Annotated in this window: 20 protein-coding genes; 11 read left to right on the top strand and 9 right to left on the bottom strand. The window is 67.3% G+C overall.

The window, feature by feature from the left end; all coding sequences use genetic code 11:
• Positions 1–97: 97 nt before the first annotated feature.
• Positions 98–1,573, top strand: coding sequence for an anthranilate synthase component I (gene trpE / locus LF41_RS04250; RefSeq protein WP_036166465.1), 1,476 nt, complete (start codon positions 98–100; stop codon positions 1,571–1,573).
• A 104-nt stretch (positions 1,574–1,677) separates the two neighbouring features.
• Entirely contained in the window at positions 1,678–2,115 is a 438-nt protein-coding gene (locus tag LF41_RS04245) for a PepSY domain-containing protein (protein ID WP_036166361.1), read from the top strand.
• Between the two features lie 3 nt (positions 2,116–2,118).
• Here LF41_RS04245 and LF41_RS04240 read toward each other — a convergent pair whose 3' ends face one another.
• Positions 2,119–2,886: a hypothetical protein gene (locus tag LF41_RS04240; protein ID WP_036166358.1), complete on the bottom strand. Its 768-nt coding sequence runs from the start codon at positions 2,884–2,886 to the stop codon at positions 2,119–2,121.
• A gap of 122 nt (positions 2,887–3,008) precedes the next feature.
• On the opposite strand from LF41_RS04240, the gene LF41_RS04235 reads away from it, so the two are divergent.
• Positions 3,009–4,652 carry a mechanosensitive ion channel family protein gene (locus tag LF41_RS04235; protein WP_052116129.1) on the top strand — a complete coding sequence of 548 codons (1,644 nt, stop codon included), beginning with the start codon at positions 3,009–3,011 and terminating at the stop codon, positions 4,650–4,652.
• Here the strand turns inward: LF41_RS04235 and LF41_RS04230 are convergent.
• The 8 genes from LF41_RS04230 to LF41_RS04195 are packed head-to-tail and all read right to left on the bottom strand — an operon-like array spanning position 4,649 to position 14,968.
• Positions 4,649–5,548, bottom strand: a complete 900-nt coding sequence (locus LF41_RS04230) for a DUF2950 domain-containing protein (RefSeq protein WP_036166355.1) — start codon at positions 5,546–5,548, stop codon at positions 4,649–4,651. The two genes, LF41_RS04235 and LF41_RS04230, sit on opposite strands and share 4 nt — an antisense overlap.
• Positions 5,545–6,888, bottom strand: a complete 1,344-nt coding sequence (locus LF41_RS04225) for a DUF3300 domain-containing protein (RefSeq protein ID WP_161786914.1) — start codon at positions 6,886–6,888, stop codon at positions 5,545–5,547. Before LF41_RS04225 ends, LF41_RS04230 begins: the two co-directional genes overlap by 4 nt.
• A gap of 16 nt (positions 6,889–6,904) precedes the next feature.
• A complete protein-coding gene (locus LF41_RS04220; protein ID WP_161786913.1) occupies positions 6,905–8,227 on the bottom strand; it encodes an OprD family outer membrane porin in 1,323 nt (440 codons plus the stop codon).
• A gap of 17 nt (positions 8,228–8,244) precedes the next feature.
• Positions 8,245–9,945, bottom strand: a complete 1,701-nt coding sequence (locus LF41_RS04215; RefSeq protein ID WP_036166350.1) for an aspartate:alanine exchanger family transporter — start codon at positions 9,943–9,945, stop codon at positions 8,245–8,247.
• A 24-nt stretch (positions 9,946–9,969) separates the two neighbouring features.
• Complete coding sequence (locus tag LF41_RS04210; protein WP_052116127.1) at positions 9,970–12,726, bottom strand: Orn/Lys/Arg family decarboxylase; 2,757 nt, start codon at positions 12,724–12,726, stop codon at positions 9,970–9,972.
• Entirely contained in the window at positions 12,723–13,106 is a 384-nt protein-coding gene (locus LF41_RS04205; protein WP_052116126.1) for a response regulator transcription factor, read from the bottom strand. The genes LF41_RS04210 and LF41_RS04205 overlap by 4 nt, the downstream gene beginning before the upstream one ends.
• 33 nt (positions 13,107–13,139) lie before the next feature.
• Positions 13,140–13,793 carry a response regulator transcription factor gene (locus LF41_RS04200; RefSeq protein WP_036166347.1) on the bottom strand — a complete coding sequence of 218 codons (654 nt, stop codon included), beginning with the start codon at positions 13,791–13,793 and terminating at the stop codon, positions 13,140–13,142.
• Positions 13,790–14,968, bottom strand: coding sequence for a sensor histidine kinase (locus LF41_RS04195; RefSeq protein ID WP_052116125.1), 1,179 nt, complete (start codon positions 14,966–14,968; stop codon positions 13,790–13,792). Before LF41_RS04195 ends, LF41_RS04200 begins: the two co-directional genes overlap by 4 nt.
• A 234-nt stretch (positions 14,969–15,202) precedes the next feature.
• Between LF41_RS04195 and LF41_RS04190 the strand changes: the two genes are divergently transcribed.
• From LF41_RS04190 to ccoO, 8 genes are all read left to right on the top strand, one after another.
• Entirely contained in the window at positions 15,203–15,607 is a 405-nt protein-coding gene (locus LF41_RS04190) for a DUF3302 domain-containing protein (protein WP_052116124.1), read from the top strand.
• Positions 15,607–16,788 (top strand): HlyD family secretion protein, encoded by a 1,182-nt coding sequence (locus LF41_RS04185; RefSeq protein WP_036166344.1) that lies wholly within the window; start codon positions 15,607–15,609, stop codon positions 16,786–16,788. The genes LF41_RS04190 and LF41_RS04185 overlap by 1 nt, the downstream gene beginning before the upstream one ends.
• A 7-nt stretch (positions 16,789–16,795) precedes the next feature.
• Positions 16,796–18,226: an efflux transporter outer membrane subunit gene (locus LF41_RS04180; RefSeq protein WP_036166341.1), complete on the top strand. Its 1,431-nt coding sequence runs from the start codon at positions 16,796–16,798 to the stop codon at positions 18,224–18,226.
• On the top strand, positions 18,223–19,293 hold the full coding sequence (gene cax / locus LF41_RS04175; protein WP_036166339.1) for a calcium/proton exchanger: 1,071 nt from the start codon (positions 18,223–18,225) through the stop codon (positions 19,291–19,293). The genes LF41_RS04180 and cax overlap by 4 nt, the downstream gene beginning before the upstream one ends.
• A 3-nt stretch (positions 19,294–19,296) precedes the next feature.
• Positions 19,297–19,983 (top strand): potassium channel family protein, encoded by a 687-nt coding sequence (locus tag LF41_RS16010; protein WP_052116123.1) that lies wholly within the window; start codon positions 19,297–19,299, stop codon positions 19,981–19,983.
• Between the two features lie 95 nt (positions 19,984–20,078).
• Positions 20,079–20,906, top strand: a complete 828-nt coding sequence (locus LF41_RS04165; RefSeq protein ID WP_036166337.1) for a hypothetical protein — start codon at positions 20,079–20,081, stop codon at positions 20,904–20,906.
• A gap of 99 nt (positions 20,907–21,005) precedes the next feature.
• Entirely contained in the window at positions 21,006–22,487 is a 1,482-nt protein-coding gene (ccoN, locus tag LF41_RS04160) for a cytochrome-c oxidase, cbb3-type subunit I (RefSeq protein WP_052116122.1), read from the top strand.
• Positions 22,488–22,494: 7 nt separating this feature from the next.
• Complete coding sequence (gene ccoO / locus LF41_RS04155) at positions 22,495–23,130, top strand: cytochrome-c oxidase, cbb3-type subunit II (protein ID WP_036166334.1); 636 nt, start codon at positions 22,495–22,497, stop codon at positions 23,128–23,130.
• Position 23,131: the final 1 nt, after the last annotated feature.

Genomic DNA, 23,131 nt, shown 5'->3' with positions numbered 1-23,131 from the left:
CTTTCGGTATCGGCCCTCGTGGAAGCAATCCCGCTTCCGTCCGTCGTCCTTGCGATGGCCTTCGATTTTCCGGACACAGCGTGACGCCCGCGTGACAATTTCGCCCGAACGATTCCAGCAATTGACTGAAGACGGTTACACGCGCATCCCCGTCGTGCGCGAAGTCCTGTCCGACCTCGATACGCCGTTATCCGTCTATCTGAAGCTGGCCGATGGCCCGCACACCTACCTGTTCGAATCGGTCGAAGGCGGCGAACGCTTCGGGCGTTACTCGATCATCGGTCTTCCCGCGCGACGCGTGTACGCCTTCGCGGGCAACACGTTCTATGCGACCGAACTGGGCGAACTCGTCGACTTCCGCGAGATCGACGATCCGTTCGCCGAAATCGAGCGCCTGCGCGCCGAGCACCGCGTGCCGGAGATCCCGGGGTTGCCGGGATTCACGGGCGGGCTGGTGGGGTGGTTCGGTTTCGAGTGCGTGCAGTACATCGAGCCGCGCCTGAAGACCGGCAACGAAAAGACCGACGAACTGGGCACGCCCGACATCCTGCTGATGCTCAGCGAGGAAGTCGCCGTGTTCGACAACCTCAAGGGCCGCCTGTATCTCATCGTGCACGCGGACCCGCGCGAACCCCAGGCGTGGGCGAAGGCGAATCGCCGGCTCGACGCGCTCACGCATCGCCTGCGCCACGCCGGTGCGAGTTATCCCGAGACGCTGGTACCCGCCGCGCTCGACGAAAGCCATTTCGTCAGCGGCTTCACGCGCGAGGGGTTCATCGCGGCCGTGGAGAAGAGCAAGGAGCTGATCCGCGCCGGCGACATTTTCCAGGTCGTGTTGTCGCAACGGTTGTCGGTGCCCTTCCAGGCGCGGCCGGTCGATGTGTACCGCGCGCTGCGGGCGCTCAATCCTTCGCCCTACATGTATTTCCTCGATGTCGGCGGGACGCAGGTCGTCGGTTCGTCCCCGGAGATCCTCGTGCGCCTGCAGGGTGGCGAAATCACCGTGCGCCCGATCGCGGGCACGCGCCCGCGCGGCCGCACGCCGGAAGAAGACCTCGCACTGGAAGCCGAACTGCTCGCCGACCCGAAGGAACGCGCCGAGCACCTGATGCTCATCGACCTCGGCCGCAACGACGTGGGCCGTGTCGCGAAGCCGGGCACGGTGAAAGTCGGCGAGCAATTCGTCATCGAGCGCTACAGCCACGTCATGCACATCGTCAGCGAAGTGACGGGCCAGTTGCAGGACGGCCTGGGCTACGCGGACGTGCTGCGCGCGACCTTCCCCGCCGGCACCGTCAGCGGCGCGCCGAAAGTGCGCGCGCTCGAAGTGATCGCCGAACTCGAACCGATCCGCCGCAACGTCTATTCCGGCGCGGTGGGATACATCGGCTGGCATGGCGACGCCGATACCGCGATCGCCATCCGCACCGCCGTCATCCAGGACGGCCGCCTGCACGTGCAGGCCGGCGCGGGCATCGTCTACGACTCCGACCCCGAGAAGGAATGGGAGGAGACGATGAACAAGGGACGCGCGTTGTTCCGTGCGGTGTCGGAAGCGGCCAAGGGCTTGTAGCGCGTGATGGTGGCGGGAAAGCAGGCCGACAAGCCGAGAACAATCGCGTTGATCGCATCGTCCGCGGGGACGCAACGTGCGGCGCCCCCCGTGGAGATTCCCCCATGCGCATGTTCCTGTTCGCCTCGCTCCTGGTTCCCCTCGTCGCGATCGCGACCACGCCCGCGGCCGCGCCGGTCCGCACTCCGACGCAGCTCCAAGCGGTGCTGCACGCCGCCGGCTACCACAACGTCTTCGACATCGATCTCGACGATGGCCTGTGGGAAGCCAAGGTCCGCAAGTCGGGCAGCGTGACGTGGCGCGAGGTGGCGGTCGACCCGCAGACCGGGCGCATCTTCGACGGCGCCGGCACGCGGTCCATCGACGCGCTCAATTCGGTCTCGCAACTCGTCGCCGACAAGGGCTACACGATGATGGAGCTCGCCGAATACGAAGGCGGCTTGTGGGAAGTCGACGCGATGGATGCACAGGGACGCTGTGTGTCGCTGCGCGTGGACGCGGGGTCGCAGTCGATCGTGCAACGCCTGCCCGACGGCTGCTGACCGTCACTGCCCCTTCGGGCGTTCCAGCAACGCGGCGTGGCCTTCCTGGATCGCCCAGAGGCCGCGCGGCGTATGCACGTACATCGGGGTCTTCGACCACAGTTGCCAGAACACGTGCACGTCGGTCGGCGTCGCGTCGCCCTCGCTCGTCACCATGGTCGCCACCGTGCCGGGCTTGGTGTCGAGGGTGATGCAGGTCTTCGCGTATGCGCGCTGGGACGCCACCGCGCCGTCGGCGACATCGATGCGATACGAACCTCCGAAGGGCACGACGGCTTCCTTCGTGGTCACGGGCAATAGATAGACGGACCAGCGCGCATCGCCCGAGGGCAATGCAAGGCTGCGGTAGCTTTCCGTGCACGTCGGCTGCACGAGCGGCACCGCGACCGCGAGGGCGCGGGCCTGCGCCGCCTCGTCGGGCGTGAGCGCCGCGGGGGTTTCCAGTGTTTCCAGCTCACCGGCCACGCCGTCTGCGCCGACGCGCACGCGGTAGAGCGCGACCGGGGTCGTGTCGACCCACGACACGACGATCGCATCGCCGTCCTGCCGGGTGGTGAAACCGGTGACGCGCTCGTCCTTGCGGAACTTGCGCGTGTCGTTGGCGACGACTTCGGCGGCGACGGCCGCGCGATCCAGGCGCCACAGGGCCACGCCCCGCGTGGCAGCGGTGGCGAGCGCATCGGTTTCCTGTTCGGTGGGCGTCGGCGCGTCCTGGGCGCAGGCGGACGCGCAGGCGCCGGCCAGCGCCAGGGCAAACAGGAAACGGTGCATCGTGGTTCTCCCCGTGGTCTGGCGTGAAGCGTAGCGCCAACCCCGCGCGCCGGGCATGCGTTGCGTAGCAGAAACCCGAAGCAACACGGCCGCCGGCGCACCGATTGCCCGTTCCATCCGCCATGCGGGGACGCACTTCCATCGGGCGGATCGGCTGGCTGCGCGGGCTCGCGCTGGCCTGCGTCGTGCTCGTGGCCGGGCTCGCGCACGCGACGCCCGCGACGAGCGTTCCCACGCCGGCGACCACCGCGCCTGCCGCCAGTCTCCAGGACACCGCCACCGCGCGTTTCTTCAACCGCGACATCGTCACCTTCCGCTCCCGCTTCCTGGGCAACACGCCGCAGATGCGCGCGCGCGCCGCGGAAGCCAACATCGAGCGCATCGTCGAACACCACGGCGTGGCGAAGGCGACGTCCCAGGACGCGCCGCAGGGCGTGGTCATCCTGCTCGACGGGCAACTGGTGACCGTCGTGACGCCGGCCGATGTCGACACCTTGCGCAACGAAACGCTGGCCGGCGCCCGCGATGCGATCCTCGCGCGCCTGACCGACGCCGTCCGCGCCTCCGAAACCGCGCGCGCGCCGGCACGCCTGGCGCGCGGCATCGGCTGGAGCCTGATCGCGACCGTCGCGATGCTGCTCGGGTTGTGGATCCTGCGCTGGTCGCTCGCGCGCCTGCGTTCGCGGGTGGATGCGTGGGCGACCGCGCGACTGACGCGCATCCCCAACGAATCCGCGCGCCAGATGGCACTCGCCTTCCTCGCCAGCGGGCGCGGCCTTGCGCGCGTGTTCGCCTGGATCCTCGTGCTCTTCGTCATCGAGGAATGGCTGCGGTTCTGCTTCGCGCAATTCGTCTGGACGCAGCCGTGGGCCGGCGCGATGACGCAATGGATGGCGGGCCGGCTGTCGAAGTGGGGCAACGCCATCCTGCACGCGGTCCCCGGACTGGTCACGGCGATCGTCATCCTGCTGGTCGCGCGCGTGTTCGTGCAGGCCATCCGCCTGGCGTTCCAGGGCGTCGAGCACGGGCGCTTCCGGTTGGTCGGCATCGACTCGCAGCTCGCCGAACCCACGCGCAAGATCGTCGTCGCGATCGTCTGGCTGTTCGCGCTCGCGATGGCCTATCCGTACCTGCCCGGCGCGGAAACCGATGCGTTCAAGGGCTTGAGCCTGTTCGTCGGATTGATGGTGTCGCTCGGCGCGTCGAGCATCGTCGGGCAGGCGGCGGGCGGCTTCACGCTGCTGTACTCACGCATGATGAGCGTCGGCGACGTCGTGCGCGTCGGTGACGTCGAGGGCACGGTGCAGCAAATCGCGTTGTTCACCACGCGCATTCGCACGCCGCTGGGCGTGGAGGTGAGTTTCCCGAACAGCGTGGTGATGGCGGGCAAGCTGGAGAATCTGTCGCGCGCGCCGGAAGGGCCGGGCGTCTGGCTGCAGGCCGTCGTGGTGATCGGTTACGACGTGCCGTGGCGCCAGGTGCATCGCCTGTTGCTCGACGCCGCGCGCGGCACGCCCGACGTGATCGAAACGCCGCCGCCGATGGTGTTGCAGACCGCGCTCGGCGACTTCGGCATCGAATACCGCCTGCGCGCGCGCATCGGCGACGTGCAGCAACGCTGGATCGCGCTGAGCGCGTTGCACGCGCAGATCCAGGACGTGTTCAACGGCGCCGGCGTGCAGATCATGACGCCGCATTACGAAGGCGACCCGGAGACGGCGAAGGTCGTCCCCAGGGCGCATTGGGAAGGCAGCGCCGACGGTTAGTCGGCGCCCGCGACTTTCACTTCGGGCACGTCCTTCCACTCGCTGTCCGGATCGTATTGCGTCATCGCGCGCACGATGGACTCGGTGTCGTCGCCAAGGTTGCGCTCGAACACCTGCCCGTCGTAACCGATGACGAAGGTGACCAGGCCGGTGTCGCCGTACTTCGCGGGCCAGGCGACCAGCGCGAAGCCGCGCATCATGTCCTTGCCGACCATGAAGTCGCGCGCGCCACCGGGCGCCGACGGCCCCTGCTTCGTCAGGATCTTGTAGTGGTAGCCAAGGTAATCGCCCTTCGGCGTGTCGTCGCCGAACAGCGGCCCCAACGGACTGACTTGCCCGCTGTCGTCGGGCGCCCAGAACAGGCCGTCGTGCGTGCCGTCGGTGCTCACCAGTTTCTGCGCGTATTCGAGCACGCCGTCGCCATCGCGATCGGCCTCGGCGTAATCCATCTGCGCGTCGTGGTAGGCCCGGATCGCCTGTTCCACATCGAGCTCGTTGCGGCCGATGCGTCGCGCGCGGATTTCGTCGGCGCCGGCGGCGAGGTCGAAGCGCCAGCCGCCTTCACCGTGTTCGAGCGGCACCGGGAAGGTCCATTTGTCGGCGCCGGCCACGAGCGTGCGGCTTCCGGGCTTGCCTTCGGTGAACGCATGCGAGGCGCGATATTTTTCGAGGAAGGCATCGACATCCTTGCGGTCGATGCTGTCCTCCGGCACGTAGTCGCGCCAGTCGTTACCGAACACCTGCGCGAGCTTGGTCGCGTCGGCCTTGGTCGTGCCGAGCGCATCGACGAGCGCATCGGCCGCCGCCTGCGGCGTGGGATAGGCCTGTTGCGCGAGCGCGGGAAACGCGAGCGCCGCAAGGGCCAGGCACAACGTTGTTTTCGCGAACGTGTTCATCGACGACGCCCTCCACCGCCGCCCCGCGAAGGACGGCTCATCGAACGCCCGGCGCTGCTGCCGCGCGACATGCCCTGGCTCGAACGCCCGCGGCTGGCCGCCTGGCGCGACGCTCCCGAATTGCTCGCGCCGGAGAACGCGTTGTTGCGCGAGTTGCCGTAATCGCCGCGTCCGCCGCTGCTGCGCGCGAGATCGCGCGAGCCGGCGTTGTTCGCGCCGCTCTGGCGATATTGCGACGCCGAGCCGCCGGGACCGCGATCGACGCGCCCACCCTCGGCCATCGACGAACGCGGATCGCGCGAGGCCGTCTGCGCACGATCGCGCGCCTGCTGGTTGTTGCGCGCCGGGTCCATGCCCTGGCGTTCCATCTGTTGCCGCGCCTGTTCGCGCGATTGCGTGCGCCCCGCGTCCTCGCCGCGGAACTGACCGCGCGACTCGCCGCCCGCCTGCCGGTTGCCGTACTTCTCGCGACTGGCCTGGTCGCGATAGGGCACGCCATCGCGGCGCGATCCGTCGTGCTGGAAGCGCTGGTTGCCGCGATCGCCCGTCTGCCGATCGCCGCGATCGATGTTTCGGTTGAACTCGTTGTAGCGATTGGAATTGATGTTGACGTCGCCGCCGCCCCAATCGCAATCGCCCCAGAAGCCGATCGAAATGCCGATGGCCGCGCCCCAGAACACGCCCGACGCGAACGCGTAGCCCGGGTAGTACGCAGCCGGCGGGTAGTAGTAGGGCGGGTACCCGTAGCCCCAGCTGCCGTAGACGACGTTGGTGTCGTAGGCCGGCACGTAGACCGTGTTGGTCTGCGTGGGCTGGATGACGACGTTCTGGCCTTCGCTGGAGACTGTCTGGTACTCGTTTGACTTCAGGTTCCCGGTGGATTGCGCCTTCTTGCGCAGTTCCTGCGCCGTGGCCATCACGTCATTGGGCTGCGCGAGGAACGCATCGCCGAGCTTCTGCACCCACGCGATGTCCTGGCCCATCATCAGGATCGCGGCGGGGAAGGCGACCAGCGATTGCACGCTCGCGTCCCAGTCTTCCTTCGCGACCGCCTTCACCGCGGCGTCGCCCTTCATGTCGGGATGGGCCTTCGCCCACGCGGCCGCATCGGCCACGTCGCCGGGGTACGTGGAGGCCATCAGCACTTGCGCGAGCAGCGAGTCGGGATACAGCGCGACCGGTGCGACGAGCGCGGCGATCTCCTCCTTTGCGAACGCCGCGCTTTGCGTTGCGGCCGGTGCGGACTGCGACGACGATGCGCGTTCGGTCGGCGCCGTCTGCGCGGCGGCGCCTCCCGCCACCGTCAGCATGCAGGCCAATGCCAGGATCGTGCGTTGCATCGCCATCATCCTCTCCTCAGAACGGCAGGTCGTAATAGACCATCACGCGCAAGTCGTTGAGATCCGTATCGCCCGGATCGTCCTGCGCGACATGCGCGTAGCGCAGGCGGACCATCAAACCCTTGAGGTTTCCTTCCGGCGGCGACCATTGCAGGTTGAAGTCGGTCTCGCCGCGGCCGAACGCGCTCGCCGAATCGGGATCGGAGCCGGCGACGTACAACACGTACGCGCTCATGCCTGTGTCCTTCGGCCAGGTGTATTGCGCGCGCAACAACCAGGCGTCTTCGCCCGCGCGGTTGAAATCCTCGACCTGCACGCTCGTGTAGCCGGGATAGCCGCTCCACGGCGCGGTCATGTCGCGGTCGCCGCTGGCCTTGGTGTAGGCGCCGGTCAACAACGCGCCGCCCGCGGCGAGCTCGGCCTTCAGGCCGAATTGCTTGGCGTGGAAGTCGCTGCCCGTCAGCCTGTCGTCGCCCACGCTCTGCTGGTCGGAGTACTGGCCCGCGAAGCGCAGTTTGGCGTTCGCACCGATCGGCACCGCGTACCTGGCCTCGGTATAGAAGATGTTGATGACGTTGCTGCTCCAGTAGTTCACCGCGCCCACCGAGAGCTCGCCGCGCGTGTAGTTGGCGCCGGCCGCGTACACGCCGCGCTTGATCGATGCGCCGGCGTCGTCGGACATCGAGACGAATTCGTCGGCGTTGCGCTCCTTGATCTTGTCGAGATACCCAGCGCCCCAGCGCCACTGGCCGCGGCTGGTCTTCGGGTCGCCGTGCAACCCCTGCACGACCGCGCCGAGGAAGGTGTTGGGCGACATGCGGCTGTCGTTCTTGTTGATGTACGGCGTGTCGAACGCGCGCGCGCCGATGGTCATGTGCACGTCGGGCGTGAACAGCACTTCGCCGTACGCCTCGCCGAGCACCGCGTAGCCTTCCTGCCCCGGCTTGAGCAACAAGGTGCCGTCCTTCTCATCCGGTGCGTACAACGGCGCCGAGCCGTAGAGCGTGGCGCCGAAGGAGAAGCGCTCGCGGAAGTAGCCGGTCTTGAAACCGGCCGAACCACCGAGCGCCCAGGCTTCGCTCTCGCTGTCGTCGTATTTCTCGCGCCCGAGATAGTACGAGCGGATCTGCACGTTCCAGTCGGTGTCGGCCCACGCCTGGCGCCGCGTTTCGCGCACCCACTCGTCGTAGGTCTGCGGGCCGAAGCTCTCGTCCAGGTGCGTGGCGGTGTCTTCGTTGGAATCGCCGGGATGTTCCTCGTCGACCTCCGTCGCCGGCACCGTGGCCTGCTGTGCGGCGACGGGACCGGCGATCAGTGCGCCGAGAACGCCGGCGATCATCGATGTGCGTGCGGCCCTCATTGCGACAGGACCATCGCGAAGTAGCCGAACACGGTGTAGAGCACGCCCGACACCGCGTAACCGACCGGGAATCCGACCCACGGCACGCTGCTGTCGATCTCCTTGGCGGCTTCGCGCGCGGGACCCGAGTGCGACCGCGAACCCGCCACGCCGCCCATCAGCACCGCCGGGTTGATCTTGAAGACGTGGTAACCGATCGCCCAGGTGATGAACGGCGGAATCGTGCTCGCGATGAAACCGGCGATGAAGATCTTGACCGCGATCGCGCCGGTCAGCTGTTCGAGCAGCGTCGCGCCGGCGTTGATGCCGACGATGGCGATGAATGTGACCAGGCCTAGGTCCTCCAGGATGTTGCGCGCGGCATTCGGCGTACTGCCGAAATAGCGCAGGCGCGAGACGATCGAGGAGACGAAGATTCCCGACAAGAGTAAGCCGCCGGCGTTGCCCAGGCCCACCGAGAAATCCCCAACGGGCACGTTGATCTTGCCGATCAGCAGTCCGAGCACCATGCCGCCCGACAGCGTGAGCAGATCGGTCGACGTACTGGGGCGCGCGACCTTTCCGAACATGCCCGCGACCTTGTCCACCGCGCTCTTCAGCCCGGTGAGATAGAGCACGTCGAAGCGCTTGAGCGTGGTGTCGGTGCCCAGCGGAACCGGTTCGCCGCTGCGCTCCAGGCGGCTCACGCCGATCTGGCCGGCAAAGGCTTCCTGCGCGAAGGACACCAGCGGCTTGCCTTCCAGCGCCTTGTTGGTCACGAGTACTTCGGCCTGGTCGAGCGGGATGTTCAGCGCGCCGGCGTCGGCGACTTCAGGACCCAGCAGGCCGAGGTTGGCGGTGAGCTCTTCGAGGCGACCACCGAGCGCGACCACGTCGCCCCGCTGCAGCACGATCTCCGGATCGGCGCCGAGCGATTCGCCGTTGCGCACGACGTTGGCCACGCGGTATTGCGGATAGGTCTTGCGGAGCGAGGCGATGCTCTGGCCCGCGGTGGACGCATTCTCGACGCGATAGGCACGGATGCCGCCCGCGCGATAGCCGGTCAGGCCGATGTCGTCGACGTTCTGCACGCCGTGCGCCTTTTCGTATTCCTTGGCGGCCTTGCGCGCATCGACGCCCCACCAGCGCGGCAGGTACTTGCACACCAGGATGATGCCGACCGTACCCCAGATGTAGGTCACGCCGTAACCGAGCGCGATCATGCCGGAGACCGATTCGGCGGTGGAGCCTGCGGGCAGTTTGTACGCGCCCTGTTCCACGGCCATTTCCGCGGTGCCGATCGCGGCGGACATCGTCTGCGAACCGGCGAGGATGCCGCCCGCCGCGCCCGGCGGCAGCGAGAGCATCTTCGCGGTGATCACCACCAGCGCCAGGCCCAGGCACGCGCACACCACGGCGAGGATGGTGAAGGTGATGCCGTCCTTCTTCAGGCTGTTGAAGAACGCAGGACCGACGCGCAAGCCGACGCCGTACATGAACAGGTAATAGAAGAGCGACTTGGCGAAGTTGTCGAGTTGCAGCTTGACGCCGTAGGTCGACGCCCACGTCGCGAGCGCCGCACCGACGACCACTGCCGCGGCGACCATGCCCAGGCCGTAGCCCTTCACCGAGAACTTGCCGACCCACACGGCCATGCCCACGGTGAAGAACAACAGGATGTACGGGTTTTCTGAGAGGAACTGGAAGAAACCTTGCATGGCGGTTCTCCTCGAATCGCGCTCTTAGTGCATGGAGGACGCGCGGCCCGAGAGGACCGACGGCTTGATCAACTTGATGCCGACGGCCGCGTGGTAGCCGTGGATTTCCTTGACGTCGAGCTTGCGCATGAACGCGATCGTGTCGGCCGTGATCACCTGGCCCGGCACCATGATCGGGAAGCCGGGCGGATACGGGATCACGAAGTTGGCCGACACCATTTCCGGGCCGTCCTTGAGGCGGCGCTCCACGTCCTCGCTGTTCAATCGCACGAACTCGCAGTTGTCCTCGTCGTAGGCCATGAAGAACGCCGGCCGCATGTGGCCTTCGTTGCTCGCGGCCTTCGGGTTCTCGCGGAAGCCATCATGGAAGCGGCTGAAGTTCGGCAAATCCGGCACGTCGGTCATCAGCGACTTGACGCGCGCGTCGAAGACCTCGCGCCCGGTCTTGCCTTCATGCGCCAGGCGCTTCTCGATGTCGCGCGCCATGTCGGCCAGCGCCTTGATCAGCAGCGCCGCATCGGAGTGCGTGTTGTTGATGTTGGTCTGGACGAGGATGGAATTGCGCGAGGTCTTGTTGATCTGGATGTCGAACTTCTCGGCCAGCAAGCCCTTGAACTGCGTGCCGTCGAAGCCCGCGCTGCCGCAGATCAGCGTGATGCGCGTGGGGTCGAGCGCGAATTCGTCGTTGTGCCACGCATCCACCATGTCCGCCCACGTGCCGTGCGGCGGGCCGTAGTCGGTGATGCCCGACTCGCGGAATTCCGCCGGGATCATGTCGGCGGGCGTGGCGACGTGGAAATACTTCGAGATCAGCGGGTGGGCGTTGATCGTCTGGCGCAGGCGCAGCGCGAGCTCGGTCATGCGCATCGTGAGCGCGTAGCCTTCGAGTTCCATCTGGCGGCGCGCAAGGTCGAGCGAGGCGATCAGCTGCAGGTTCGGCGAGGTGGAGGTGTGCGCGAAGAACGCCTCCTCGAACGGGCCTTCCACCTGGTGGAAGTCCTCGTCCCACACCAGCATCATCGACCCCTGGCGGAACGCCGACATCGATTTGTGCGTCGAGTTGGTCTGGTACGCACGGATTCGCACGCGCTCGGGATCGGGCAGAGCGCCGCTGTCGAGCAACGTGGCATCGTCGGGGTTGGGGTTCTTTTCCTTCCACGCCTTGTATTCGTCGCGATAGGCCTCGCTGCGATAGCGACGCGTCAGCGCCGCCGCCGCGCCCATCGCGGTGCGCGCCCGGTGCAGCGGATTGAAGCGCGCGAAACCGAACCACGCCTCATCCCACAGGAACACCAGGTCCGGCTTGATCGCCAGGCACTCTTCCATCACCCGCCGCGGGTTGTACATGTGCCCGTCGAACGTGCAGTTGGTGAGGTCGATCACCTTCACGCGGTCGAGCTTGCCTTCGGCCTTGCAGTCCAGCAACGCCTGCTTGATCGTGCGCAGCGGAACCGCGCCGTACATCGAGTACTGCGTCAGCGGGAAGGCTTCCACGTAGTAGGGCTGTGCGCCGGTCAGCACGAAGCCGTAGTGGTGCGACTTGTGGCAATTGCGGTCCACGATGACGATGTCGCCGGGCTTGCAGATCGCCTGCACGACGATCTTGTTGGACGTCGAGGTGCCGTTCGTGCCGAGGTAGGCCTTCTTTGCGCCGAACGCGCGCGCGGTGGCCTCCTGCATCTTCTTGATGTTGCCCGTCGGTTCGAGCAGTGAGTCCAGCCCGCCGGTCGTCGCGGAGGACTCGGCGAACAGGATGTTGGTGCCGTAGAACACGCCCATGTCGCGGATCCAGTTCGATCCGAACACCGACTTGCCGCGCGCGACGGGCAGCGCATGGAACGTGCCGATCGGGCGCATCGCGTACTTCTTGAGGTTGTCGAAGTACGGCGTTTCGTAGCGGTCCTTGATGCCGTCCAGGATGGCCAGGTGCAGTTCCATCGGCTCTTCGATGCCGTGGAAGATGCGGCGGATCGGCGCGGCTTCCTCGCTGGCGGCCAGCAGTTCGGGCGAGCGGTCGGAGAGCAGGTAGAGGTCGATCTCCGGACGGTAGCCGTCGATGGCGCGCGCAAGGCGCGTGGAAATCGCGCCGGGTTCGATGCTCTTCGCGTCGATGTCCATGTTGCGCGCGAGGAACTGCTTGAGGTCGGGCAGGTCGTGCTTCGATGTGTACTGGAACCCGTCGACGAGCACGACGGACTGGATGTTCGGGTTCACCATCACCGCGAGCGCGCCATCCTCGAAGCTGCCGACGTGCAGCACCGCGTACTCGAACGGATCCTCGCCACGCCGCATGTGGCGCACTTCGTCGGCCGAGCGCAGCCATTGCGCCGGATCCGAGGGCGTCACGACGAGTACTTCGAAATAGGGCTTGCCCTGCGCGCCGGAATCCAGGTCCGGCGGCAGTGTGTCGAGCAGGCGCGCATCGCTGGCTTCGGCGGCGTCCCACGCGCTTTCGTCGCGGCGGTAGTCGCCGGACATCAGCGCGGCCGACAGCTTTCGCGCCAGGCGCGCGACGCTCGATGCGTCGCCGGCCTCCAGCAGATCGCGCAAGGTGTCGAGCAAGCGTGTGCCCGGATAGGCCCAGCAATGCTCCAGGCGCGAGATCTGCGCCAATTGCGTGCGGCAGTTCGTGCGCAGGTCTTCCGTCGCCCCGCCATTCGCGCTGGCCTCGGCCCACGCGCGTGCGTATGCCGACAATTGGCGCCATTGATCCTCGCGCGAGACGGCCGCGGCGAAGACGGTGCCCAGTTGGGCGGAGCCGGGTTGGACGATGTCGTTCATGAGAGCCTCGGGTGCGTTGGAGACGTCAGCGGGCGCAATGCATCCAGCAACACCTTGTCGTCCACGGGTTTGGCGAGGAATGCGCGCGCGCCATGTGCGAGGCTGCGCGTGCGGTTGGCGGGCGTGTCGTTGCCGGTGAGCACGACCACGGGGATCTGCGACTGCCTGTCGGTCAACGCGTCCTGTACGTCGAAGCCCGACATCCCCGGCAGGTGCAGATCGAGGATCACGCAATCGATGCCGTCCAGGTGTGCCATGAAGTCGGCTCCGGTCGCGAACAGGCGCACGTCGAACCCCGCGGCGCGCAGCAGGCGCTGCAACGCGCGCCGGACCGGAGCTTCGTCGTCGAGCACTGCGACTGTTGGCGTGCGCCCGGTCATTGGGGCGACGCTATCCCCCGCAGGAAGGGGGCTTCAATTGGCCGTTGGACCAATGGGGCGCGGCGCGTCCGACGGTTCGATCGACGCGCGCGAGGCCAGGCGCACGAGATCGGCGAGACGGCGCACGCCCAGCTTCTGCATCACGTGCGCGCGGTGCACCTTGACGGTCTTTTCGACCACGCCCAGGTCGGCGGCGATCTGCTTGTTGAGCTTGCCGGAGATCAGGTGCGGCAGCAGTTCGTGCTCGCGCGGCGTGAGCGTCGACAGGCGTTCGTGCAATGCGCGGTCGGCGTCGATGCGCTCGCGCTGGCGGCGATCGACGGCGATGCCGTCGCGCACGGCGGCGATCAGCGCATCGCCGTCCACGGGCTTGACGAGGAAATCGAGCGCGCCGGCCTTCATCGCGCGTACCGAGGTGGGCACGTCCGCGCAACCGGTCAGGAAGACGATGGGCACGTCGACGTGGCGGTCTTGCAGGGAGCGTTGCAGATCCAGGCCCGTGCGGCCCGGCATCGCCAGATCGAGCACCACGCAACCGGGGACATCGGCATCGTAGTGCGCGAGGAATTCGTCGGTGGACGTGCTGGCGCGGGTTTCGATGCCCACGCTCGCGAGCAGCCGTGCGACGGACTTGAGCACGCGCGGATCGTTGTCGACGAGGTGAACGACGGCGGCGGTGTCGTTCATGGCGGCAGTCCCGGCAGTTCGAAGGCGACGCGCGCGCCGCCGTAGTCGAGCGTCCGCGCCCACACGCGCCCGCCGTGCGATTCCACGATGGTCCGGCAGATCGCCAGCCCCATCCCCATGCCGTCGGCCTTGGTGGTCTCGAACGGCTCGAACATCGTCATCGCGATCGCCGGCTCGATGCCGCGCCCGTTGTCGATCACTTCCAGGCGCACGTTGGCACCCACCTGCTGCGTGAGGATCCGCAGCATCCGCGGCTTCTGCAGCTGCTCCATGGCATCGCAACCATTCATCACGAGGTTGAGCACGACCTGCTGCAGCTGGATGCGATCCCCCGCGACGTGCGGCAGGTCGCCGGCCAGTTCCAGCTGCACGTCGACGCCGCGATGCAGCAGATCGCCGCGCACCAGGTGCAACGCGTCGAGCACCACGCCGTTGATCCCGAGCGGCACGTGTTCGACGTGCTCCTTGCGCAGCCACTTGCGCAGCCGATGGATGACTTCGCCGGCATGGCGGTCGTCGACCACGATGTCGTCGATGATGTCCTTGATTTCCGTCAGGTCCGGCGGTTCGGAGCGCAACAGCCGCTGCGCGGCCTGCGCGTTGCTCAGGATCGCCGACAACGGCTGGTTGATCTCGTGCGCCAGCGCGCCCGACAACTCGCCGAGCATCGCCACGCGGGACAGATGCGCCAGCTCATCGCGCTGGAGGACGGCCTCGCGCTCCATCCGGCGGCGCTGCGTCGCATCGGCGACGGTCAGCAACAACGCGATGGACTCACCGAGGCGGACCTGGCGACATTCCACGTCGACCGGCAGTTCCGAGCCGTCCGCACGCGTCGCGAACAACTCGCGTGCGCCTTCGTCGAACGACGGCACGAGCGTGTCCGCGAAGACATGCGGCATCGCATCGCGCGGGTAGCCGAACAACTTTTCCGCCGCGTCGTTGGCGAGCAATACGCGTCCATCATCGCCTGCCAGCAGCAGCGCGGTGGGGACCGCATCGAGCAGTGCGCGCATGTCGGCGAGCGGAAGCTCGCGCGGATGGGGACTGAGCAGCCCGCGCGCGGCCTCGCGCACGTGATCGAAGAACGCACCGCGCTGGCGCCCGTGCCCGAACGCAACGCCGTGGATCACGACGTTGTCGACGCCTTCGCCTGGTTGGTTCGCGTGGCCCATTGCATTGTCCGACTTCGGGGGAGAGGGGGCACTTCATGCGCACTGCACATTTCCCAACGGGGACATCGAAGCTCAGCGGACAGGGCCACCTGTCCGGGGGAGTGCGGTGCGCATGAGGAGAATCCGCCGAGTTGCCCCAAGGGACAATATCCGCCCATCGGACGCGTCCCTAGGATCGAACCGTTCGTCGGCCATCAGCCGATGCCCTTGGGAGTAGCCGTGCTACCAAGACGCATGCGTGCGCTCTGCGCCTTCCTGGCGGTCGCGTGGGCCGCGCCCGCGCACGCCTCGCTGCTGGAGGGCGACGCCCTCGACACCATGGCCAACGTCATCGCGTGGATCGCGATCATCATCGTGCCGGTGGTGCTGGTCGCTGCGTTCTGGTGGGTCCACATCATGCCGGAGAAGATCGCGGAGAAGCGCCACCATCCGCAGCTCCAGGCCATCAAGATCGTGTGCCTGCTCTCGCTGGTCTTCGGCGGGATGCTCTGGCCGATCGCATGGGTGTGGGCGTACTCGAAGCCCGTGCTCTACAAACTCGCCTACGGCCGCGACACCGAAGACCCGCACGGCCACGGCGGCGACGCGGTATCCCTGAAGGCGCCGGACCTCGAGCCGGCGGGCGAGCGGGGCGCCTGATGGAAATCATCCTCCTCCTGATCTACGCGGGCATCTGCTGGCTGATCTTCTTCAAGTTCAAGCTGCTGCCATGGAATTTCGTCAGCCAGATCATCGTGTTCACGCTGCCGATCTTCGGCCTGACCGCGTTGATCCTGTACCTCAATGTCGTCGCGCCGTCGTCCTCCGACGTGCGCGTGATCAACTACGTCGTGCAGGTCACGCCGCGCGTCACCGGGCGCGTGATCGAAGTGCCGATCGAGCCCAATCGCCCGATCAAGAAGGGGCAGGTGCTGTTCCGCATCGACCCGCTGCCCTTCCAGCAGAAGCTCGGCGAACTGCAGGCCAAGCTGCCCGAGTTCTCGGCCAAGCTGGATAGTGCGAGCGCCTACCAGCGCGAACTCGACGAGCAACTGCGCGCTGCGCGCTCCACGCGCGAAGCGTTGAACGCCAAACTCGCACTCGCGCTGCGCCGCGAAGGCCAGACGCGCGATCTGTCGACGACAGGCGCGGGCACCAAGTTCGATTACGAACAGGCGCAGACCGACGTGCGCAGCCTGCGCGCGGACCTGGCGCAGACCACGGCCAACGTCGCGCAGGTACAGCAGAAGCTGTCGGCGCGCAACAAGCAGGGCGAGTTGTCGGAAGTGGCGCAGGCGCGCGCCGCGGTCGAGCAATTGAAAGCGCAGATCGCCTACGCCAAGTGGGAGCTCGATCAAACGGTGTTCTATGCGCCGGCCGATGGCACGGTGGTGAACCTGCAGTTGCGGGAAGGGTCCTTCGCCGCGCAGCTGCCGCTGGTGCCGGTGATGTCGTTCGTCGAGAACGAGCAGATGGTGCTGGCGATGTTCTCGCAGAACGAACTGCGCAACATCCGTCCCGGGGACGAGGCGGAGATCGCGCTGAAGGCCTTCCCCAACCGCATCATCAAGACGACGGTCGATTCCATCGTGTGGTCGTCGGGCACGGGGCAGCTGCCGTTGTCCGGCACCGTTCCGCAGACCGGCACCAATCCGATTCCGCCGGGCCGCTTCGCGGTGCGCCTGCGGCCGTCCGGACGCGACGAGAAGGCCTTCCTGCCGATGGGCGCGCAGGGCGTCGGTGCGGTCTATACGCAGCACGGCGCGATCGTGCACATCATCCGCAAGGTGATCCTGCGTGTCGGCACCAAGATCGACATGCTCGTGCTGAAGTTGCACTGAGGCCGCCATGCGCAGCCGCCTGACGTTCGCATCGGCATTCGCGGCGGCGCTGCTCGCCGGGTGCGCAACCGCGCCCGAGCCGACCAGCGACGAGGTGCAAGCGCAAGCACTCGGCCACGTCGAAGTGCCCCAGGGCTGGCGCACCGGCGCCAACGCCGCGCCCGTGGAAGCGGGGTGGCTCGCGACGTTCGGTGATCCGCAGCTCGAAGCGCTCGTGGCCGAAGCGCTCGAACACAATCCCGACCTCGCCATCGCCGCCGCGCGCATGGAGCAGGCGGAGGCGCAGGTGGATCTCGCCACGGCGCAACTCAAACCCGCGATCGGCATCCTCGGGCGCGCAGGATCCAAGCCCGTCTCCGATCTCGTAGCGATGCTCAGCGGCGTGATGTTGCGGGTCGCATGGGAAATCGATCTGTGGGGGCGCATGCGGTATGCGCGCAACGCGGCGATGGCCTCGCGCGATGCGAGCAGCGCCGATTGGCGCTTCGCACGGCAGTCGCTCGCAGCGTCGGTCGCGCGCACCTGGTTCCTTGCGACGGAAACCGCGCAACAGGCGAAGCTCGCCAATCGCATGGCCGAGGATGCCGAACGCCTCACCGGGTTGGCCGACGACCGCCTGCGCATCGGCGCGGGCAACGAAACCGACGTGCTCGCCGCGCGTGCGAGCGCGGCGAACTACCGCGACGCCGCACGCCAGGTGGAACTCGCGCACCGGCAGGCGTTGCGCGCGCTGGAAACCCTCGTCGGGCGTTATCCGGCGGCGGCCATCGCCGCGCGCGAGGATCTCGTTCCCTTCCCCGGCCCGGTGCCCGCGGGCATGCCGGCCGATGCGCTGGATCGCAGGCCCGACCTCCTCGCGGCGGAACGGCGCGTGGCCGCGGCGTTCGACCTCGTCGGCGAAGCGAAAGCCTCGTTCTGGCCGACGCTCACCTTGTCGGGCGGCTACGGGCGCGTCTCGCGCGATGCCATCAACGTGCAGCGCAACATCACGCAGAACACCGCCAGCGCCAGCGCGACCACCGTGATCCCGCTGTACACCGGCGGGATGCTGACGGGGCAGGTGCGCTTGCGCACGGCCGAACAACGCGAGGCCGTCGCGAATTACGCGCGCCTGGCGTTGCAGGCGCTGGACGAAGTCGAGAGCGCGCTCGACGCCGAAGCCACGCTCGCCACGCGCGAGGAATTGCTGCGCGTGTCGGCGGAAGACAGCCGCCGCGCCGCCGGCCTCACCGAAACGTCGTACCGCATCGGCAAGAGCGATTTGCGCGACGTCATGGGCCGCCAGTTGTCGGCGAATGCATCGGAAGTGGCGTTGCTCGCCGTGCGGCGCGAACGCCTCGTGCGGCGCGTCGATCTCCACCTCGCGCTCGGCGGCGATTTTGTCGCGGCCGCGCCGCCCACGACCGGCGAAACGCCCGGTCCGGGAGAAGCCAGATGAAATGGCTGCTGGTCTTCGCGCCGATCGCGCTCCTCCTGGAGCAATTCGCGCCGGACCGCACGCTGCTCATCTTCGGCACCGCGGCGGTCGCGATCGTGCCGCTGGCGGGAATCATGGCGCAGGCCACCGGCGTGCTCGCCGAGCGCGTGGGTCCGTCGATCGGCGGATTGCTCAACGCGACCTTCGGCAACGCCGCCGAATTCATCATCTGCCTCGCGGCGCTGCGCGAAGGCCTGCATGCAATGGTGATGGCTTCGCTCGCCGGCGCGATCATCGGCAACATCCTGCTGGTGATGGGCATCGCGATGGTGGTCGGTGGCCGTCGCTGGGGCACGCAGCGTTACGACACGACGATGTCGCGCTCGCTGGCGGCGATGCTCACGCTCGCGGTGATCTCGATGATCATGCCGGCGGCCTATCGCGCGGTGGTCCCGACCGAATCGGCGGCCATCGATTCGATCAGCGTGTGGATCGCCGTCGTGCTGCTGGCCATCTACGCGTGCAGCGTGATCCAGACGTTGCGGGCCGCGAAGTCGCCCGCATCGGGCGACGGCGACGCGCACGACGCGCACGGCGGCCACGACGTCCCCGCATGGAGCCCGAAGCGCGCCGCGCTGATCCTCGGCACCGCGACGTTCGGCGTCGTGGTCATGAGCGAGATCCTCGTCGCGGTGATCGAGCCGGCGACCGAATCGCTCGGCCTGTCGCCGGCGTTCTCCGGTGTGTTCGTGCTCGCGGTGCTCGGGGGCGCAGCCGAAGCGGTGAGCGCCATCATGGCCGCGCGCGGGAACCGCATGGACCTGGCGATGTCGATCGCGCAGGGCGCCAGCGTGCAACTGGCCTTGCTGATCGCGCCGCTGCTGGTGTTGCTCAGTTATTTCGTCGGCCCGCATCCCATGCCGCTGGTATTCGCACCGAGCCTGGTGGTGAGCGTCCTCCTGGCGACGATGATCAGCGCGCAAGTCTCCACCGACGGTCGCACCGACTGGTTCCGCGGCGCGCAACTGCTGGCGGTGTACCTGATCCTCGCGGCGGTGTTCTTCTACGCGCCCGGCGCGTCGGAATGAGCGATGCGCCGCGCGCTCGCCGACACGGTGCAATGGTGGGGCCGCAACCGCCACGCGATCTTGTTCGCGTTGCTGATCGCGACGATCGCGATGGGGCCGCTGCTCTCGGTGACCGGGTCGGGCGGCTGGCTGTTGAATGCCTCGCTGGGGCTCACGCTGCTCGCGGCGGCCGTGGCGCCCACGCGGGATCGGGTGCGCCGGCGCGGCCTGCTCGTCCTCGCCGTCGCGGCCATCGTGCTCGGGCTGGCGCCGATCCGCACGGGGTTCGGCGAAACCGGGCCGCTCACGCTGGCGCTGTGGTCGGCCATCGCGTTCGTCGCCGCCACGCGCTCGTTCCGCTACGCGATGTCGAGTGCGCGCGTCGACAGGGAACACCTGCTCGCGGGCTTGAACACGTACCTGCTGGTCGGCGTGTTCTTCGGCGCGATCTGGGTCGCGATGGAAAAGGCGATGCCGCGGTCCCTGTTGCTGGGCGGTGCGCCCATCGACGCGATGGTGCTGCCCGACGGGATCTATTTCAGCTTCGTCACGCTGGCCTCGCTGGGATACGGCGACTTCACGCCGGCCACGCCCATCGCGCGCGGCCTGGCGGTGTTCGAGGTGGTGTTCGGGCAGTTGTACCTGGCGATCATGGTGGCGCGGCTGGTCAGCCTGCGCATCGCCGTGCTGGCCCGCGACGATCCCCCATAGGTCATGTGCCCGGCCTGTCCGGGTGACGGCGGCGCGACCGTTGTCAACGGAGGAAGGGCAGGCAGGCGTCCAACCACGGTGTACGAGGAGAGGTCATGAAGATCGCCACGTTGTCGTTGCTGTCGCTCGCGTCCCTGGGCCTGTTCGCACCGACGCAGGCGCACGCCGTCGAACCCCTCGACACTTTCAGTTTCCGCATCGGCGGTTACGTCACCTCGTGGGACACCGAGGTGCGTGCCGACGGCACCACGCGCCGCGGCACCGATATCGACTTCAAGCGCGACTTCGGTCTCGACGACAGCGCCACCATCGGCTACGTCGGCCTGACCTGGCGCCCGTGGGAGCACCACGAATTCGGCCTGACCTACTACCAGGACGATGCCGACAGCACGCGCACGATCTCGCGCGACATCACCTTCCAGGACACGACCTACACGGCGAACAGCACCGTCAGCGTCGATGTCGGCATCGACGCCTACGAGGGCTATTACGTCTGGTGGGCGGCGAACAAGGAAAACTGGTCGCTCGGCCCGCGCGTGGGCCTGATCTGGTATCGCCTCGACATGGCGATGGCGCTGCAGGCCGACGTCAACGGCAATCCGGTCGGCGGCGCGTTCCGCGAAGAGGCCTCGGCCGACCTGCCGACGCTGACCATCGGCGGCGCATGGCGCTGGACACCGGGCGGGCACGGCAAGTGGCGCATCGGCGCGGACGTCGGCTACTTCAAGGCGAACGTCAACGACATCGACGGCGACGTGGTCTTCGGCCGCATCGGCGCCGAGTTCTTCCCGTGGGAACGCTCGGGATTCACGCTCGACTACACCGTGAGCAAGATCGGCGTGGACGCCGATACGTCGGACTTCATCGGCAACCTGGACTTCGTCGATAGCGGCCTGAAGGTGGGTTACATCTACCGCTGGTGACCGCACGGAACGCGCCACGGACGGCGCGGATTTGATCCGGATCAAATCGGCCCGTGGCCGAGTCCGGGAGACTGCTCGCATCCACAGCGGGGTCGCCCCATGAACGAAGTGCTGCAACGTCCCGCATCCGCGCCGCCCAGGGCGGCGCAGGTCGTGCGCCCGGCGGTGGCCTACAACGACCGCGTCGTCCTGCAATTCTCGATCGCGACGATCCTCTGGGGCATCGTCGGCATGGCGGTGGGGTTGTTCATCGCCGCGCAGTTGTACTGGCCAACGCTCGGTGAAGGCATCCCGTGGTTGTCGTACGGGCGCCTGCGTCCGTTGCATACGAACGCCGTGATCTTCGCCTTCGGCGGCTGCGCGTTGATGGCGACTTCGCTGCATGTCGTGCAACGCACCTGCGGCGCGCGGCTGATTTCCGACAAGTTGTCCAGCTTCGTGTTCTGGGGCTGGCAGGCGATCATCGTGGCGGCGGCGGTGACGCTGCCGCTCGGCATCACGCAGAGCAAGGAGTACGCCGAGCTCGAATGGCCCATCGACATCGCGATCGCGGTGGTGTGGGTGGCCTACGGCGTGTTGTTCTTCGGCACGATCACCAAGCGCCAGGAACGCCACATCTACGTGGCGAACTGGTTCTACGGCAGCATGATCATCGCGATCGCCCTGCTGCACATCGTCAACAACATCGCGCTACCGGTGAGCCTGACCAAGTCGTACATCGTCTACACCGGCGCGGTGGATGCGATGGTGCAGTGGTGGTACGGGCACAACGCGGTCGGGTTTTTCCTGACCGCCGGGTTCCTGGGGATGATGTACTACTACGTGCCCAAGCAGGCCGGGCGCCCGGTGTATTCCTACCGGTTGTCGATCGTGCACTTCTGGGCGCTGATCGCCGTGTACATGTGGGCCGGCCCGCACCATCTGCAATACACGGCGCTGCCGGACTGGGCGCAGTCGCTGGGCATGGTGTTCTCGCTGATCCTGCTCGCGCCCTCGTGGGGCGGCGCGCTCAACGGCATCCTGACACTCTCGGGCGTTTGGCACAAACTGCGCACCGACCCGATCCTGAAGTTCCTCATCGTCGCGATCAGCTTCTACATGATCGCCACCTTCGAGGGGCCGATGATGTCGATCAAGACGGTCAACTCGCTGTCGCACTACACCGACTGGACCGTCGGCCACGTGCACGCCGGCGCGCTCGGCTGGGTGGCGATGATTTCGGTCGGCGCGATCTACGCGATGTTGCCGCGCCTGATGGGCGCGCCGCGGATGTACTCGGTGAAGTGGATCGACACGCACTTCTGGCTGCACACGCTCGGCGTGGTGTTCTACATCGCCTCGATGTGGATCGCCGGCGTGATGCAGGGCCTGATGTGGCGCGCGACCAATCCCGACGGGACGCTGACCTACAGCTTCGTCGAAGCGCTCAACGCGACGTATCCCTATTACCTGGTGCGTTTCACCGGCGGCGCGCTCGTGCTCTCGGGCATGTTCCTGATGGCGTTGAACGCCTGGAAGACCTGGGCCCTCGCGAAGTCGCCCGCCGGCGGCAACGCATTGACCGTCAACGCACCCGCCTGAGGCCGACATGGCAACGCACGTTCCCAAGCCGAACAACCCGCACGAGAAGATCGAGAAGAACATCGGCCTGATGGCGGTGCTGGTGGCCGTCGTCGTGTCCTTCGGCGGCCTGGCCGAGATCGTGCCGCTGATGTACCAGGCCGACGCGATCAAGCCGCTGCCCGGCGTCGTGCCGTATCCGGCGCTGCAACTGGCCGGCCGCGACGTCTACGTGCGCGAAGGTTGCTACAACTGCCATTCGCAGATGGTGCGCACCCTGCGTTTCGAAACCGAACGCTACGGCCACTATTCGCTCGCCGGCGAATCGGTCTACGACCACCCCTTCCAGTGGGGCAGCAAGCGCACGGGTCCGGACCTGGCGCGCGTCGGCGGCCGCTATTCGGACGATTGGCACCGCGTGCACTTGATCGACCCGCGCGCGGTCGTACCCGAGTCGAACATGCCCTCCTTCCCCTGGCTCGAGCACACGCCGGTAAACGGGAAGGACATCGCCGCGCACATGCGCACGCTCAAGGCGATCGGCGATCCGTACACCGACGCGCAGATCGCGCGCGCGCAAAGCGATGTCGCCGACAAGACCGAACTGGATGCCGTCGTCGCCTACCTGCAGGCGCTCGGCAAGCACGCGCCGAGGGGGAACTGAG

It is taken from the genome of Lysobacter dokdonensis DS-58 (assembly GCF_000770795.1).
GTDB lineage: Bacteria > Pseudomonadota > Gammaproteobacteria > Xanthomonadales > Xanthomonadaceae > Noviluteimonas > Noviluteimonas dokdonensis.
Note: the sequence above shows the minus strand (reverse complement) of the source record. Positions and strands in the feature narration are given on the sequence as shown.

Bases quoted from the DNA above. Each gene is read 5' to 3' on its own strand.
- LF41_RS04245 (WP_036166361.1), top strand. From the start codon at position 1,678: ATGCGCATGTTCCTGTTCGCCTCGCTCCTGGTTCCCCTCGTCGCGATC.
- LF41_RS04240 (WP_036166358.1), bottom strand. From the start codon at position 2,886: ATGCACCGTTTCCTGTTTGCCCTGGCGCTGGCCGGCGCCTGCGCGTCC.
- LF41_RS04235 (WP_052116129.1), top strand. From the start codon at position 3,009: ATGCGGGGACGCACTTCCATCGGGCGGATCGGCTGGCTGCGCGGGCTC.
- LF41_RS04230 (WP_036166355.1), bottom strand. From the start codon at position 5,548: ATGAACACGTTCGCGAAAACAACGTTGTGCCTGGCCCTTGCGGCGCTC.
- LF41_RS04225 (WP_161786914.1), bottom strand. From the start codon at position 6,888: ATGCAACGCACGATCCTGGCATTGGCCTGCATGCTGACGGTGGCGGGA.
- LF41_RS04220 (WP_161786913.1), bottom strand. From the start codon at position 8,227: ATGATCGCCGGCGTTCTCGGCGCACTGATCGCCGGTCCCGTCGCCGCA.
- LF41_RS04215 (WP_036166350.1), bottom strand. From the start codon at position 9,945: ATGCAAGGTTTCTTCCAGTTCCTCTCAGAAAACCCGTACATCCTGTTG.
- LF41_RS04210 (WP_052116127.1), bottom strand. From the start codon at position 12,726: ATGAACGACATCGTCCAACCCGGCTCCGCCCAACTGGGCACCGTCTTC.
- LF41_RS04205 (WP_052116126.1), bottom strand. From the start codon at position 13,106: ATGACCGGGCGCACGCCAACAGTCGCAGTGCTCGACGACGAAGCTCCG.
- LF41_RS04200 (WP_036166347.1), bottom strand. From the start codon at position 13,793: ATGAACGACACCGCCGCCGTCGTTCACCTCGTCGACAACGATCCGCGC.
- LF41_RS04195 (WP_052116125.1), bottom strand. From the start codon at position 14,968: ATGGGCCACGCGAACCAACCAGGCGAAGGCGTCGACAACGTCGTGATC.
- LF41_RS04190 (WP_052116124.1), top strand. From the start codon at position 15,203: ATGCGTGCGCTCTGCGCCTTCCTGGCGGTCGCGTGGGCCGCGCCCGCG.
- LF41_RS04185 (WP_036166344.1), top strand. From the start codon at position 15,607: ATGGAAATCATCCTCCTCCTGATCTACGCGGGCATCTGCTGGCTGATC.
- LF41_RS04180 (WP_036166341.1), top strand. From the start codon at position 16,796: ATGCGCAGCCGCCTGACGTTCGCATCGGCATTCGCGGCGGCGCTGCTC.
- cax (WP_036166339.1), top strand. From the start codon at position 18,223: ATGAAATGGCTGCTGGTCTTCGCGCCGATCGCGCTCCTCCTGGAGCAA.
- LF41_RS16010 (WP_052116123.1), top strand. From the start codon at position 19,297: ATGCGCCGCGCGCTCGCCGACACGGTGCAATGGTGGGGCCGCAACCGC.
- LF41_RS04165 (WP_036166337.1), top strand. From the start codon at position 20,079: ATGAAGATCGCCACGTTGTCGTTGCTGTCGCTCGCGTCCCTGGGCCTG.
- ccoN (WP_052116122.1), top strand. From the start codon at position 21,006: ATGAACGAAGTGCTGCAACGTCCCGCATCCGCGCCGCCCAGGGCGGCG.
- ccoO (WP_036166334.1), top strand. From the start codon at position 22,495: ATGGCAACGCACGTTCCCAAGCCGAACAACCCGCACGAGAAGATCGAG.